This is a genomic window from Bellilinea sp. (genome assembly GCF_034432615.1).
Lineage (GTDB): Bacteria > Chloroflexota > Anaerolineae > Anaerolineales > Anaerolineaceae > Bellilinea.
In genome coordinates this window covers 1-13,881 of sequence record NZ_DAOUBL010000200.1, presented here as the reverse complement: position 1 = coordinate 13,881, position 13,881 = coordinate 1, and the positions used below count along the sequence as shown (strand labels likewise).

Below are 13,881 nucleotides of genomic sequence, written 5' to 3'. Positions count from 1 at the left end.
AGACAAACCACGCCGTAACGAGATGGAAGCCAAAATGGTAGGCAAGGTCTGCGTTGACCTGCGGTGCAAGGCTGGCCGGCACGCCGCCGCTTTCCAGAATTTTTTGCACAATCAGCGTATGGTGCAGGGAATCCACCCAGGCCGGTACATGCAGTTCCCGCGCCTGAAACCAGCGCCAGTAGAGCGCTGCGGCCAGCCCTGCCAGCCCGGCAGCCAGCCCCAGCCAATGCCGCCAGCCGGATGGCTGCCTTTTGAGCGGCAGGCGCAGCAACCCCCCGACGGTCAGCGAAAGCAGACTGATGGCCAGCAACCCGAAAATGAGGGCCGGCGTGAAGCGAATGTGCGCCAGAAACCCTGCCAGGCCAAGTAGCGCTGTCAATGAAAGCGACAAACCCACCGCCTCCGCCAGCCATTCCAGCCAGTCCATCGGGCGGCGCGCCAGCCAGATCAGTACTCCCGCACCGGGCAGTAGCAAGATCAGCCCGGCGCTCAACGCCGACCAGCCCACCTGTTCAGCAGAAACCATCCACCAGTCAGCCGGCATACCTCATCTCTAAAACAGTGCTCATCCTTATAAGTTTATTCTATTTTCTAACCTTGCAGGCAGTTCAACCCAGCAAAAACTGGAAAAGATAGAGGAAGAGCATCCCCCCTGCAATGGTCAAAAAGACATTCCGGCTGCGCCAGGCAATCAAAATTGCCGCAGTCCCCGCCAGCAGGCGCGGGTTGATCGGAGAGAGCAAAACCTGTCCATCCACGACCAGCAACTCAGGCAGGATGATGGCACTGAGGACTGCCACCGGCACATAGCGCAAAGCCCGCACAAACCATTGGGGGGCTTGCCAGCGGCCATGCAGGGCAATGAACGACAATCGGATCGCATAGGTCAACCCGCCCGCCAGGAGAATGATCAGCCAGAAGTCGGTCATTGCCGCTCACTCCACAACCCGGCGGCAATCCCGGCCAGCGCCGCCAGAATCAATCCCAGTTTATAGGGTAAAGGATGAGCCACCACCGTCGTCACTGCCGCTGTCACAGCCGAAAGCAGTAACGGCCGATTCTTAAGGCCGGGCACCACAATCGCGATAAAGGTCAGGGCCAGCGTAAAATCCAGCGACCACGCCGCGGGAATTTGCGCCCCCAGAAAAATACCCAACGCGGTACTGGCCTGCCAGCACACCCAAACCGCCAGCCCCGACCCCAGCAGAAACCAGTGCTGATGACCTGCCGACCCCTCCCTCTCATAGTGATGGATACCCACAGCATAGGCTTCATCCACCAGCACATACGCCAGCACAGCCTTCCAGCCTGCCGGCAGGTGTTTAAGGAACGGCGCCAGCGAGGCACTGTACAGGGCATGGCGCAGGTTGACCACCACAGCGGTTAAAACTACAACCAGCCACGGCGAACCAGCTGCGACGAGATTCACAATCATAAACTGAGAAGAGCCGGCAAAAAGAATTGCCGACATGGCCTGAGCCGCCGCTGCCGGGAAACCGGCTTTAACCGCCAGCACGCCATAAATCATACCGAACGGTGCAATACCGATGAGCAGAGGGATTGTTTCGATAATACCCTTGTATATTGGGAGATTGTTATGATACAAAAAACGACGTTTCAATAATCACCAAATAGCATTGCTTAATTAAAATACAACTTGCGAATTGTACTAACAAACGCTAAATTTTTCTATAACTTTTCATTTGAAGGTATTGAAAAAGGTATATCTGGAACACCACTAGAAAAAATCGGGTTTATTACACAATTTTGATCGTGGATGTAACTTGTGTAAAACATCCTCAATTACACTCATAGACATACAAAATATCTCTATCACCCAGTTCGATATATGGCATTTTCCCATATTTTTTTACAACGCCGGTTGCATAGACACATTCGTTAGCTTTAACTTCATAATAACCATATACGACAACAAAACGGAAAGCATCATTATTATTTTTACTAAAGCGAATGAAAAAGCGACCGTCATCTCCCCAGTAGACACTCTGTATCTGACCATACACACATGTCCTTCTTCCCTCTAAACTGGTTGTTACTTCAGACCATTTTTTACAATTCTCCGGAACTCCAAATGGTCTAGTATTGATTGAATATAAGGTTGACGTCGAAATTGGTCTCAAAGTTATAGTAGGCCTTATTAGTAGTGGAGTATAGGTTGGATTAGGCTTCTCCTTCAGAGAGGGTTGAGTCGGGGAGGATGGTTTTGTGGTTTGTGTTGGATTTGTTTGGGAATAAGATGACACCTTATAATAATTTCCATTTGTTATAGATGGGAAAAACCCAACAATTAGAACAAAAAATAAAACCACAGCAACAGTTTTCCACCCCCACTTTATTGATATCAGAGTTCGTTTGTATCCAAGTGAAAAAATTGAATTCACGTAATTTATGACATTCAGAAAGATAATAAAAGGTGAAACAATCATGGATATTATTCCCCACCAACCAAACAGGACGGTTTTCATGGTGAATGACCAAAAAAAACGTTCAATACATTCATTGCATAAGTTTCCCTCTACTTTTTGATAAGAGCGAGCGATGAGCATTCCAATATTTTTTCTAAAAGAAGTGTGAATCACTTTAGTAAATCTGTAACATGAATGGCAATAATTTCGGTTGTTACTCCTATTATCTTGTTCATAAACATTTTTCGGATTTTCTTCTAAAACCCACCTATAACCATCAGAAACACATGTTTTTATCAGCAAATAAGCAATCTCCATTGTCCTTCTTGCTTTATTTTCAAGAGTTAGGTTGTCAGATGCTTTCTCTATCAGAGAAAACCAATTGGCCAGACCCACCATAGCAAGATGGACCTCAAGATCATGTTGTCGAAAACCTTTTTCAAGCCCATTTTTACTACTTTCAGCACCAAGAGCAAAACTTGCAGCCACGATAAATGCAATTGATTTGTTTCCCTGCTTTTCCCCAATCATATTTGAACTGGTTGGAAATATTGTTTCCAATAAATGACTTAAATCAGAGAGAGAAAGACGCAAATCTTGAATTAGTTGGACTCTCTTTGGATTGTAGGGTAGGTTTAGATTAAAGATATCCCATTTGTTAATCAACGAGACAACATACTTTGACCTTTCATCCAACTTCTCCGAAGCATCTTCTTGACCGTGTTCAAAATTTTCGTCTCGTGAAACACCAATTTTTTTATCGTATATAATTCGTTTTTCAGGGTCAGATAATACAGAGTATGCTTCATTGATTAGTTGCATTTCCTTAGAAGCTTGGGTTTTTTCTTTTTCGGTTGTGAATCGATCTGGATGGTATGCTTTGACTAAAAAACGATATCTTTCTTTGATCTCTTCAATGGAAGCCGAAGGCGATACCCCTATTATTTGATAATAATTTCTCACCGTGACCTCCTATCTTTTCATTCAATCCTTTTTCAACTATATAACTACGGATATGCCGGGCGGGTGGGAGTGATCGGCGGGGGCGGGTAGCCGGGTTGGGTGCGGGTAGCGGTGGGCGGCAGTGGAGTCACCGTAGGCGGTATGGGTGTGGCGGTAGGCGGCAACGGGGTATCGGTCGGCAGCGCAGTTGCCGTTGGTGGTTGAGCGGTGGGACTTTCCTCACGCGGCGGCTGAGTGGGCGGCATTGGGCGGGTGGGTGTGCGGGTAACCGGCTGAATGCCCGGCAGAGTTGGCAGAATCGTTTCGGTGGGGGTTGCGCTCGGCGCAGGATTTTCGGTGGGCTGTTCGGCGGCAGCGGTTGGCAGCGGAGCGGTTGCCGTCGGTGCAGGACGGGTGGACGGCAGGGTCACCCCCGGCGGAAGCGTGGCTGTGGGCACCGGCGATTCCAGATCGCGGTAAACCTTTTCTGCGTCCGGCGCATCAGGAGCGGCATCCCGCAGGGCATCACCAATGATTGCTGTTCCCACTGCCGGCAGAGAATAGGCAATTTCATCCGCGCTGTAATCGGCAGAGCGAACCGAATGAAGTGAAACCGGGAACAAAACCGCCCCCTGCACGGTAACCCGCGCCGGGCTGAGCAGCATCAACGCCAGCACAAACACGGCTGTCAGGCAGACCAGCACGGTCAGCAGGCGGGAAAAGGCATACGGCTGCAGGCGGCGTTTGCGCAAAAAAGTCACCTCCCGGTTTGTTTTTAGTATAATGCGCGCCGGTATATCCGGCTTTACAACCGCTTTGCAATTTTCAGACCAGAATTAAAAAAATAATCCCTCACCTAAAAAACGTCAGTGCGGGATAAATCCTTTTTGCATCCGATTTCAGAATTTTGCCCCCTCCTGCGCCTCCCCCAATATCGCACAAGCGATATTGGGGGAGGTGGAAGGGGGTCTATTTTGCTGCTCACTGCGGTTTGTTCTGATCCCGAGCCCACGTTAAAAAAGGGAGGGATTGAACAGGGTTATCCGCTCTTGTTACTGAGTGCCTTGCAGGCGCGGGTCGAGCGCATCGCGCAGGCCATCACCGAGGAAGGTGAACGCCAGCACCACCAGCGAAACGCAGATCGCCGGCGGCAAAATCAGCCACGGTTGAGCGTTGATGGCTACCTGCCCGTCCAGCATCAGCGCGCCCCACGAAGTGATGAAAACATCATTCGGGTTGGTGGAAGGCGTCAAGCCCAGCCCAAGGTAGCCCAGAATCGCCTCGGTGATGATCATCCCCGGAATGGTCAGGGCAGAAAGGATGATAATCGGCCCAAGGCTGTTGGGCAGCAAGTGGCGGAACATGATGCGCGCATCCGAGGCACCAATGCAGCGGGCGGCTTCAATAAATTCCTTTTCTTTCAACGAAAGCACCTGCCCGCGCACCACACGCGCAAAGCCCACCCAGTTGACAATCGCCAGCGCCATGAACAGCAGGAATAAACCATTCAACAGCTTGCCGATGAACGTCTCCCGCAAAGTGACCATGACGATGATGAAAAACAGCAGATCCGGAAAGGCGTAAATGACGTCGGTGAAGCGCATCAGGATGTTATCGAATTGCCCGCCTTTATAGCCCGCCAGCAGACCGATGACCGAGCCAAGCAGGATGATCACGATGGTGGGCAGAAAGCCGACCACCATGGAAACCCGCGCGCCGTAGATGGTACGGCTGAGCACATCCCGCCCCAAATTGTCGGTGCCGAAGAAGAAAGCCGGGTCGGAAGGTCTGCCGTTCGGGCCGATTTCCATCCAGGCGGGGGGTAGAAAACTTTTGCCGGCATTGGTCTGCAGCGGATTATGCGGCGCGAGCTGGTTGGCAAAGATGGCTACAATCAAGAAGAAGGCAATCACCACCATACCGGCCACCGCCGCTTTATTGCGAATCAGGCGATACCAGGCATCCATCCACAGACTGCGCGGCTTGACCGTCATCATCGTCAGGTCGGCAATTTGAGAAGGTGTTGGATTTACAGAAGGTTGAGTTGCCATGGTTGACCTCTCACTCCAACCGGATGCGCGGATCGAGGAAACTGTATACCACATCCACGCTCAAGTTTGCCAGCGCAATCAGTATGGCATAAATCAGAGTGGTACCCATAATCATCGAATAATCGCGCTGACCGATTGCCGTCACATAAGCCCGCCCCATACCGGGAAAGCCAAACATGGTTTCAATAATGAAAGAACCGGTCACCAATGCTGCCAGCGCCGGGCCCAAAATGGTGACAACGGGAATGAGCGAATTTTTGATCATGTGGCGCAGCACAACCACCCGCTCCGCCAGCCCTTTGGAACGCGCCGTGCGGATGTAATCCATGCGCATCACTTCCAGCATCGAACCGCGCATCAGGCGCGCCGTGCGCGCCATGGTGCCAAAGCCGAGAATGACGGTCGGCAAAACCCACACGCCGAATTCATCCCAGCTGCGCGGTACAACATTGACCCACTTCAAGGTGGAGGCAAACAGAATGATCAGGAACAGTGCCATGACAAAGTTTGGCACCGAAATACCAATGGTCACAATGAATAGACTGATGTAATCAATGATGGTGTTTTGTTTGAGCGCGGCAATCACACCGGCCGGTACGCCGATAACCACCGCAAACAACAGCGCAAACACCCCCAGCCGCATGGAATAACCAAAGCGGCTGTACATAAAGTTCTTGTCTTCCGGTGGCTTGAATAAAATTTGCTGAATCGTCAGTCCGCGCATGCGGTAAGATGGTCCCAAATTACCGCAAACCAGCCCGCAGACAAACTTACCCTGTTTGTTGAAATCCCCGATGACATACGCCACATACTGCCGCCAGAGCGGTTTATCCAGCCCGTAATATTCGTTGAGAATGCGCTGGGTATTTTGATCCACCTGACGGGCGGTGGTGTCGCGGTCCCACGGGCCGCCGGGTGCGCTGTGCATCAGGATAAAGGTTATCCCGGAAACTACGATAATCACCGGTATCAGCCAGAACAATCGCCGAATGAGATATTTTCCCATCTACGGTCTTCCCTCATTTCGAGAATTACAACCTGCCGTCTGAACGGGCAGGGGGCTGGCTGGTTCTGCCCGCCTGGACAGAACCAGCCAGTCAGACGACTCATTTCGAGTGCGGTTTTCCCTTACGGGATCATCGAGGTATCAATGGTGATGGAGAGCGGGTCCACATCACCCGGCCATCCGGCATCCTGCGGGGTAAAGACGATGCCTTTCACCCACGGTTTCACCAGATAGGAGTTGACGTTGTTGACCATGAAGATGACCGCAGCCGTATCCACCAGCAGTTTCTGCGCCTGATCGTAGTAGGTAAGGCGCTCTTGCGGATCGAGGGTGGTGTCACCCTTCTTCATCAGGGCATCCATTTCCGGATTGGAGAAGCCATAGCGGCGGGCAAACTCGGAAGTGGACATCCAGTACACGCTCAGCCAGTTCTGCGGATCGGGATAGTCGGCGCACCAGCCGAGGTAGAAGACCTGCGGCAGGGTTTCGCGGTTCTTGGTCAGGGCGGTGTAAGCGGTCGGTTCAACCGGGTCCAGTTCAACCTTGACGCCCAGATTCTGGCTCCACTGCGCAGCCAGCCACTCGAAGCGGGTGCGGTTGCGGGCGGTGCCGGCGAAGGTCAACTTGATGGGCGGCAGGTTTTCGAAGGAGCCATAGCTGGAACGGGCAATCGCCTCTTTGGCCTTTTCCAGATCGAAGCCATAGCGGGTTTCGTTCGGGTCATAGCCGGGGAAGCCCTTGGGGATCCAGGTCAGGGTTGGTGAACCCAGCCCTTGCAGAATGTCGGTCACCCACGCCTCACGGTTGGTGCCGTAAGCAAACGCTTCGCGCACCGGTTTCTCGTCAAAGGGTGGTTTGTCCTGATTCATGTAGAAGGCAAAGGTGCAGGAGCCGGGGTAGATCTGGGCTTCCTTGCTCAGCACCGGATCCTGCTGAACAACTGCCAGGTCTTCGGCAGCCAGCGGGACGATATCGAATTCGTTGTTCTTGTAGGCTTCAAACGCCACAGCGCTGTCGGTAATGTAGGAGAATTCGATGTCATAGGTCGGAACGCCGGCCCAGTAATTGGGGTTCGGGACGAAGTAACCGCGCACGAAGGGTTCCAGGGATTTGACGATGAAGGGGCCGTTGCCGATGTGGTACTTCGAGGAAGTCCACCAGATATCGCCGCCTTCCGCAATCAGTTCTTCCTTGGCGGGGTAGGTCACCCACAGGGAGAGCACGGTGTGCATGAAGGGCGCCGGTTCACGTTCGGGGGTGGCCGGGTCGCCATCCAGACCGACTTTGAGAATCAGGCAGTCTTCCTGTTCGTAGTCGGTGCAGGGGTTGCCGTTCAGGTCGAGCGCCTTGACTTCAACGCCGTCCTTGAGCGCCTGCAGTTCTTCCTCGCTCAGGTTGGCCACATCGGCTTCGCGCCAGGCCACTGCACCAGCAATGTTGTCGGTAATGGCGGCGTATTCGCCAGCGGTCGCCGGGTCAATGTTGCGCAGAATGGAATACTCAAAACGCTTGGCATTGAGGAGGGTGCCGTCACTGTACTTCAAGCCCTTGCGCAGGGTGAAGGTCAGTTCGGTGGCATCTTCGTTGTATTCCCATTTCTCCGCAGCGCCGGGGACAGTGTTCAGCTGACCATCCAGCTTGGTCAGACCTTCGTAGATCAGTTTGAGGTGAGCAATTTCATTGACGAAGGATGACTTCTGCGGGTCAATGATGTCGGGCCACGAGCCAAGGTTGACACGCAGCACGGCCGGTTTGGTTTCGGGCTGCTGGGCAGCCGGGGTTGCGGTCACCACCACTTCCTTAACCTCACCTTCGACGACAACCGTCTGGATAATGGTTTCGGGGGTTGCGGCGGCCGGCTGGCAGGCGGAAAGCACCATACTCGCCAGAATCAGCACAGACACAAAAACAAGCAATTTGGAACGCATATCTTTCTCCTCCTAGAGAAATTTGGATTAAGTGGATACAGGCTTTGAAACCTCATCGGTTTCTTCAGCAAAAAGGGTTTTGCTCCTTCCTTCCAGCCATCACCTCCTTTCAAGGGTTAAGTGATCCTCAACGAAACCGTTACGATTAGACCATGTGACAGGCAACCCAATGGCCTGACTGCACCTCACGAAATTCGGGGCGCTGCTCAGCGCAGATCGTGTCCGCCAGCGGGCAGCGGGTTCGAAAGCGGCAGCCAGAAGGCGGGTTGATCGGCGAGGGAACATCCCCTTTGAGAATAATGCGCTGCCGACGCGCCTCAATCACCGGGTCGGGAATCGGCACCGCCGAAAGCAGCGCCTGCGTATAGGGGTGCAGCGGATGATTGTACAGTTCATGGCGATCGGCCAGTTCGACGATCACACCCAGATACATCACCGCAATGCGGTTGCTGATATGCCGCACCATCGAAAGATCATGGGCAATGAAGAGATAGGTTAAACCCATTTGCGATTGCAAATCTTCCAGCAGGTTAACCACCTGCGCCTGAACCGATACATCCAGTGCGGAAATCGGCTCATCGCAAACGATGAAGGCCGGTTCCAGCGCCAGGGCGCGCGCCACACCCACCCGCTGGCGCTGCCCGCCGGAAAATTCGTGCGGGTAACGGTTGGTATAAGCCGGGTTCAGCCCCACCAGGCGCAGCAGTTCTTCGGCGCGTTCCTGCGCCTCTTTACCGTTGGAAACGCCGTGAATGATGAGCGGCTCGCTGATGATCTGCCCAACCGTCATGCGCGGGTTGAGGCTGGCATACGGGTCCTGAAAAATCATCTGCATACGGCGGCGCATTTTACGCAGGTCTTCGCCCTTGAGCTTAACCAGATCCACCCCTTCGAAGAGCACACTGCCGGAGGTCGGGCGGTATAGCTGCAAAATGCTTCGCCCGGCAGTGGACTTACCGCAGCCCGATTCGCCTACCAGCCCCAGCGTTTCTCCGCGAAAGACGTCAAAAGAAATACCATCCACCGCTTTGACCGCCCCCACCTGGCGTTGTATCAGGGTACCGCGCATGATGGGGAAGTACTTGACCAGATCACGAACCTGTAACAAAACTTCGCTGCTCGTCATAAACGCTCCCTCCCGGTTTCGGTATCCACCCAGCAGGCAGTGTAGTGATCGGGGGAAACCTGCATCAAGGGGGGATTTTCATGCCAGCAGCGCTCGACAGCAAACTTGCAGCGCGGTGCAAACGGGCAGTAATTGGGTTTTTCCAGCAAGACCGGCGGCAGACCGTCAATCGAAACCAGCCGGCGGCTGCCGGCTTCATCCATACGCGGCAGGCTGCCCAGCAAACCAATCGTATAGGGATGGGTAGGGTGAGCGTAAAGATCGCGTACCGGCGCGGTTTCGATGATAAATCCGCCGTACATGACCGCCATGCGATCAGCCAGACCGGCAATCACCCCCAGATCATGGGTGATCCAGATGATGGCCATGCCCAGTTCATCGCGCAGGCGTTTGACCAGTTCCACAATCTGCGCCTGAATGGTCACATCCAGCGCAGTGGTAGGCTCATCGGCGATTAAGATCTGCGGGTTGCACACCAGCGCCATGGCAATCATCACCCGCTGGCGCATCCCGCCCGAAAATTGGTGGGGGTAATTGTTCAGGCGGTCTTTGGGGTTGGGAATGCCGACTTTTGCCAGCATTTCCGCCACGCGGTCTTCAGCCTCTTTGTGATTCATCCCCATATGCACTTCCAGCGGCTCGGACACCTGCCGGCCGATAGTCAGCACCGGGTTGAAGGAAGTCATCGGGTCTTGAAAGACCATGCTGATCTGCGCCCCGCGGATGTGGCGGATTTCCTCATCCGACATGGTCAGCAGATCTCGTCCCTGGAACAGGGCTTTACCCGCAACAACTTTGCCGGGCGGAGAAGGAATCAGGCGCAGCATGGACATGACCGTAACACTTTTGCCACAGCCGCTTTCCCCCACGATTCCCAGCGTTTCACCTTCTTTCAGCGAAAAAGAAACTCCGTTTACAGCGTGGATCGTCCCTTCACGGGTACGAAATTGCGTTTCCAGACCTTGCACTTGAAGAATTTCGGGCATGCATTGACCTCTGGATTGGGCGGTGATTCAGTTTACAGAAAAATGGGGATAATAATAGCCAATGTGTTTAAGCACAAATTGCATTCTACACCTTAAGCGGGGGGCTGTCAATTTAACCCCTGCGCCAACACAGGCCAGCAGGGGTGAAAAATTTCCCATTTTTTCAGGGAATATGTCATTCCTTTTTGGATGCTCCCAATAGAATTCCAGAAAATAAAGGATGCAACGATATAATTACAGTATGTATCATACTCCTTTTTTAGCAGAAATCAATACCCTTAATATCCAATTTGCGTTTTATTTCCAACGCAATGCTTCTGCCCCCCTTCAGGCGGGCAACGCTCAGCGTTTTCCGGCTGCTTCGATCATCAAAATCCCCATTCTGCTGGCATGGGTGCTGCTGGAACGGCAGGGAGAAGTCAGCCAGCGCGAAATCTGCCATTTGGACGATGAGCCGGAAGTGCACGGGGCGGGCTTTTCCTGGCTGCTGCAGGCGCGCCATCTGCCCTATCATGACGTTCTGCTGATGATGATGGCGCTTTCCGATAATCTGTGCACCAACCTGATCATCCGCCGCATCGGCCTGGAGCGGCTCAACCATCTCTTCCGCCAGGAAATGGGGTTGACCGGCACCCAGCTGCAGCGCAAATTGATGGATTTCGAGGCGCGCAAAAAAGGGCTGGATAACTGGATCAGCGCAGACGACTGTATCCGTTACTTTGACCTGTTCGAGAACCTGAATGCTGCTGAAAAGGGATGGGTTGAACCAATGCTGCTGGTCAATCAGGATGACCTGCTGCTCAAACGCGACCTGCCGCGCGACGAGGTGGATTTTTATCACAAGACCGGTTCAATCCCCGGTGTACTGCACGATTGGGGTTACACCCGCACCTGCCGCATCTTTCTGCTCACCAGCGGCGCCACGGATGAAACCGTCCTTTATCCCATCTTTGGCAAAGCCGGTCAACTGCTGCTGGAAAATTGACTTGCTGTTTTTTTGGAATCCGTAAAATCGGTTTTTTGGCGCACTTTTTCTGGTACACATTATCATAAGTTCTTTAGAAAATCCGGGGTTTTGATTGAAATTGCCCCGTTGAGTTTTTATAATCAATTTAAGCCAGGTCTAGACAAACGGAGGGGTTTGTTGACTGGCTGACTGGCAACGCACCGCGACATTTCAGACGCGCAGGCTTTCACCGCCAGTGGTCAACGTTGACTGCTGGCGGTCTGTCGTTTCGGTGCGATCAACATTTGATCTGGGGAGGTGTTCAATGAAAAAGATTTTGCGTCTCATTACGATCTTGCTGGCGGCAGCTTTCCTTCTTTCTGCCGGTATTCAATTTGGACAGGCTCAGGGAGATGAACCTCCGCCGGCTGAACCCTTGGAAAGCGAAGACAGCACCATTCAGGAAGCCATGTACTCGTTCATCCCGATTCAAGGACGGCTGACCGATGCCAGTGGCAACCCCCTCAATGGGGATCATAATTTGCTCTTCCGGTTTTACGATACCCCGACCGGCGGAAGCCCGCTCTGCGCATCCAGTCAAACGGTAACCCTTCAGAACGGTTTGTTCTCCATGAATCCCAGCTGCGGCCAGCTGTATTTTGATGGACGCCAGTTGTACCTGGGGGTTGCGGTGGACGGTGGAAGTGAAATGACCCCCCGTCTGCGAATCTACGCTGTGCCGTATGCCTTGAGCCTCAAACCGGGGGCGGTTATCTCGAATACCACCAACAATCAGCACGGCCTGGATGTAAAAAGCCTTGCCGGCGGCGGAGCGGCCGGTGTTGCCCTGTGGGTGGAAAACACCAACACCGGCAGCGGAATTGCCGCCTGGGTCAGAGCCGCCGGTAGCGATGCCAGTCTGGTAATTGAAAATTCGGGCAGCGGAGAATTACTGAAAGCCTTTGGTGGAGACGGCGGCGAGGATGAACTGCGCATTTCAAATAACGGCAGCCTGCAAACCAAAGCCGATACCTACCTGTTCGTGCCTGCCAGCGAAATCAGACCCATAACGCCGGGCGCCATCATCAATTATTACCCGAGCGGGGATATTTCGCTCCAATACGGTACAAACGGTTACAAAACAGTAATGTTCGCCATAGAATTGCCGGCGGTTTTGTATGGCCAACCGGTCAAAATCGAAGAGGTCACCATTTATTACGATGTTTCTAACTCAGCCACCTTCATTACCCAAACAGAAGTTTATAAACAACTTATCACTCCCCATATGGGGGGAGGCCCTCAGTCTGTTTATCTGGTTGACGATTATACAGACCGGAAAAGCACTACTTACACGTTTTACTCGGTTACACCAGTCGCCTACGAATGGCTGGACTCGCAAGAGGGCTTCATCAGTGTTGCCCTGATTATTGACGTCACGAACACCACGCATTACATTGACCTCGGCGGGGTGCGCGTCCGGCTGGGTCATCACCCGCTGTATTGATGGGAGAAGCTGCCATGAAAACCCGCTGGATTGTGCTTGTTCTCCTTTTGCTGTTGATTGGTCCACTGGCAGCCCCAGCCCGGGCCATGCAGTCAGCCGACTGTAAACTGGAATGGTTCACACCTTTGACCGGCAGCGGAGGTTTCATGACCTCCCCCAGTGCCCGCCTTCACCTGACGGTAGGACAGGCAGTAATCGGCGCCCAAAGCGGTGCCGCTGCCAGCGAGTGCCTTGGCTTTTGGTGCGGCGCGGGCGGTGAGTATCTCATCATGCTGCCGCTGATTACCCGCTGAAAGCCGCTTTTCGTGCCGCAAACCCCGGATATCCCCTTAAGAAAAGCCGGTGGTTGGGGAAAACCACCGGCTCTGCAGGGGTATTCATTTTTGGGGTTTCATTTGTTTGGCTGTTGCTGCTGTTCCGTCCCCCTGCCCAATTGGTTTGGTTGATTCAGGCCAACATGCTGCCCATTTCACGCAGTGTTTTGACCACCTCTTCCGGCAGCACGGCCGGCTGCACACCCATCAAGCGGCAGGTGATCAATTTATGGGCGGTGGTTTCGATGACTTCGGTCATATCCGCCGCACGGCGCAGGCTGCTGCCCGCCACCACCAGCCCGTGATTCTGCATCAGCACCGCAATTCCACTTTTGCCAATCGCCCTGGCCACCGCATCGCCCAATTCGTTCGTGCCGGGCATGATGAACGGCACCACCGGAATTTCGCCAATGAAAGCGGACTCGGTGGAAAGCGGCTGGAAGGGAGTTCCGGTCAGCGCCAGCAAGGTGGCGTACGGCGCATGGGTGTGAACCACCGCCTGCACATCCGGGCGGGCGCGGTAAATGGCGCAGTGCACCCGCCGCTCGCTGGAAGCGCTGTAATCCGTTTCATCCAGCGGGTTGCCGTTCAGGTCTACGCGCACCATCATCTCCTGTCGCAGGTCACCTTTGAAAATTGCGCTCGGGGTGAT

13 protein-coding genes and 1 pseudogene are annotated in these 13,881 nt (G+C 53.5%); 3 read left to right on the top strand and 11 right to left on the bottom strand.

Annotation, left to right across the window (positions count from 1 at the left end; translation table 11 throughout):
- The 10 genes and pseudogenes from VAE48_RS09210 to VAE48_RS09165 form a co-directional block, all read right to left on the bottom strand.
- Window positions 1-544 (bottom strand): annotated as a pseudogene (locus tag VAE48_RS09210) (hypothetical protein); the annotation flags it as partial.
- Between the two features lie 64 nt (window positions 545-608).
- Complete coding sequence (locus VAE48_RS09205; RefSeq protein WP_322793032.1) at window positions 609-929, bottom strand: AzlD domain-containing protein; 321 nt, start codon at window positions 927-929, stop codon at window positions 609-611.
- Window positions 926-1,621: an AzlC family ABC transporter permease gene (locus VAE48_RS09200; protein ID WP_322793031.1), complete on the bottom strand. Its 696-nt coding sequence runs from the start codon at window positions 1,619-1,621 to the stop codon at window positions 926-928. Before VAE48_RS09200 ends, VAE48_RS09205 begins: the two co-directional genes overlap by 4 nt.
- A gap of 178 nt (window positions 1,622-1,799) precedes the next feature.
- Window positions 1,800-3,389, bottom strand: a complete 1,590-nt coding sequence (locus VAE48_RS09195) for a J domain-containing protein (protein WP_322793030.1) — start codon at window positions 3,387-3,389, stop codon at window positions 1,800-1,802.
- Between the two features lie 44 nt (window positions 3,390-3,433).
- The gene (locus VAE48_RS09190; RefSeq protein WP_322793029.1) at window positions 3,434-4,120 is read right to left on the bottom strand and encodes a hypothetical protein; all 687 of its coding nucleotides are present in this window, start codon (window positions 4,118-4,120) and stop codon (window positions 3,434-3,436) included.
- 300 nt (window positions 4,121-4,420) lie between these two features.
- The gene (locus VAE48_RS09185; protein WP_322793028.1) at window positions 4,421-5,419 is read right to left on the bottom strand and encodes an ABC transporter permease; all 999 of its coding nucleotides are present in this window, start codon (window positions 5,417-5,419) and stop codon (window positions 4,421-4,423) included.
- 10 nt (window positions 5,420-5,429) lie between these two features.
- Window positions 5,430-6,425 (bottom strand): ABC transporter permease, encoded by a 996-nt coding sequence (locus VAE48_RS09180; RefSeq protein WP_322793027.1) that lies wholly within the window; start codon window positions 6,423-6,425, stop codon window positions 5,430-5,432.
- A 122-nt stretch (window positions 6,426-6,547) separates the two neighbouring features.
- Window positions 6,548-8,353, bottom strand: coding sequence for a peptide ABC transporter substrate-binding protein (locus VAE48_RS09175; protein WP_322793026.1), 1,806 nt, complete (start codon window positions 8,351-8,353; stop codon window positions 6,548-6,550).
- Window positions 8,354-8,498: 145 nt separating this feature from the next.
- Window positions 8,499-9,479, bottom strand: coding sequence for a dipeptide ABC transporter ATP-binding protein (locus tag VAE48_RS09170; protein WP_322793025.1), 981 nt, complete (start codon window positions 9,477-9,479; stop codon window positions 8,499-8,501).
- On the bottom strand, window positions 9,476-10,465 hold the full coding sequence (locus tag VAE48_RS09165) for an ABC transporter ATP-binding protein (RefSeq protein WP_322793024.1): 990 nt from the start codon (window positions 10,463-10,465) through the stop codon (window positions 9,476-9,478). Before VAE48_RS09165 ends, VAE48_RS09170 begins: the two co-directional genes overlap by 4 nt.
- 220 nt (window positions 10,466-10,685) lie before the next feature.
- Between VAE48_RS09165 and VAE48_RS09160 the strand changes: the two genes are divergently transcribed.
- From VAE48_RS09160 to VAE48_RS09150, 3 genes are all read left to right on the top strand, one after another.
- Window positions 10,686-11,450, top strand: coding sequence for a serine hydrolase (locus VAE48_RS09160; RefSeq protein ID WP_322793023.1), 765 nt, complete (start codon window positions 10,686-10,688; stop codon window positions 11,448-11,450).
- A 286-nt stretch (window positions 11,451-11,736) separates the two neighbouring features.
- The gene (locus VAE48_RS09155) at window positions 11,737-12,915 is read left to right on the top strand and encodes a hypothetical protein (protein WP_322793022.1); all 1,179 of its coding nucleotides are present in this window, start codon (window positions 11,737-11,739) and stop codon (window positions 12,913-12,915) included.
- A 14-nt stretch (window positions 12,916-12,929) separates the two neighbouring features.
- On the top strand, window positions 12,930-13,208 hold the full coding sequence (locus VAE48_RS09150; RefSeq protein ID WP_322793021.1) for a hypothetical protein: 279 nt from the start codon (window positions 12,930-12,932) through the stop codon (window positions 13,206-13,208).
- Window positions 13,209-13,362: 154 nt separating this feature from the next.
- Here the strand turns inward: VAE48_RS09150 and VAE48_RS09145 are convergent.
- Window positions 13,363-13,881 (bottom strand): class II aldolase/adducin family protein (locus tag VAE48_RS09145; RefSeq protein ID WP_322793020.1); only part of this gene is annotated, 519 nt, incomplete at its 5' end.

Coding starts and splice junctions, on each gene's coding strand:
- VAE48_RS09180 (WP_322793027.1), bottom strand. CDS start 6,425: ATGGGAAAATATCTCATTCGGCGATTGTTCTGGCTGATACCGGTGATT.
- VAE48_RS09155 (WP_322793022.1), top strand. CDS start 11,737: ATGAAAAAGATTTTGCGTCTCATTACGATCTTGCTGGCGGCAGCTTTC.
- VAE48_RS09205 (WP_322793032.1), bottom strand. CDS start 929: ATGACCGACTTCTGGCTGATCATTCTCCTGGCGGGCGGGTTGACCTAT.
- VAE48_RS09150 (WP_322793021.1), top strand. CDS start 12,930: ATGAAAACCCGCTGGATTGTGCTTGTTCTCCTTTTGCTGTTGATTGGT.
- VAE48_RS09175 (WP_322793026.1), bottom strand. CDS start 8,353: ATGCGTTCCAAATTGCTTGTTTTTGTGTCTGTGCTGATTCTGGCGAGT.
- VAE48_RS09185 (WP_322793028.1), bottom strand. CDS start 5,419: ATGGCAACTCAACCTTCTGTAAATCCAACACCTTCTCAAATTGCCGAC.
- VAE48_RS09160 (WP_322793023.1), top strand. CDS start 10,686: ATGCAACGATATAATTACAGTATGTATCATACTCCTTTTTTAGCAGAA.
- VAE48_RS09165 (WP_322793024.1), bottom strand. CDS start 10,465: ATGCCCGAAATTCTTCAAGTGCAAGGTCTGGAAACGCAATTTCGTACC.
- VAE48_RS09170 (WP_322793025.1), bottom strand. CDS start 9,479: ATGACGAGCAGCGAAGTTTTGTTACAGGTTCGTGATCTGGTCAAGTAC.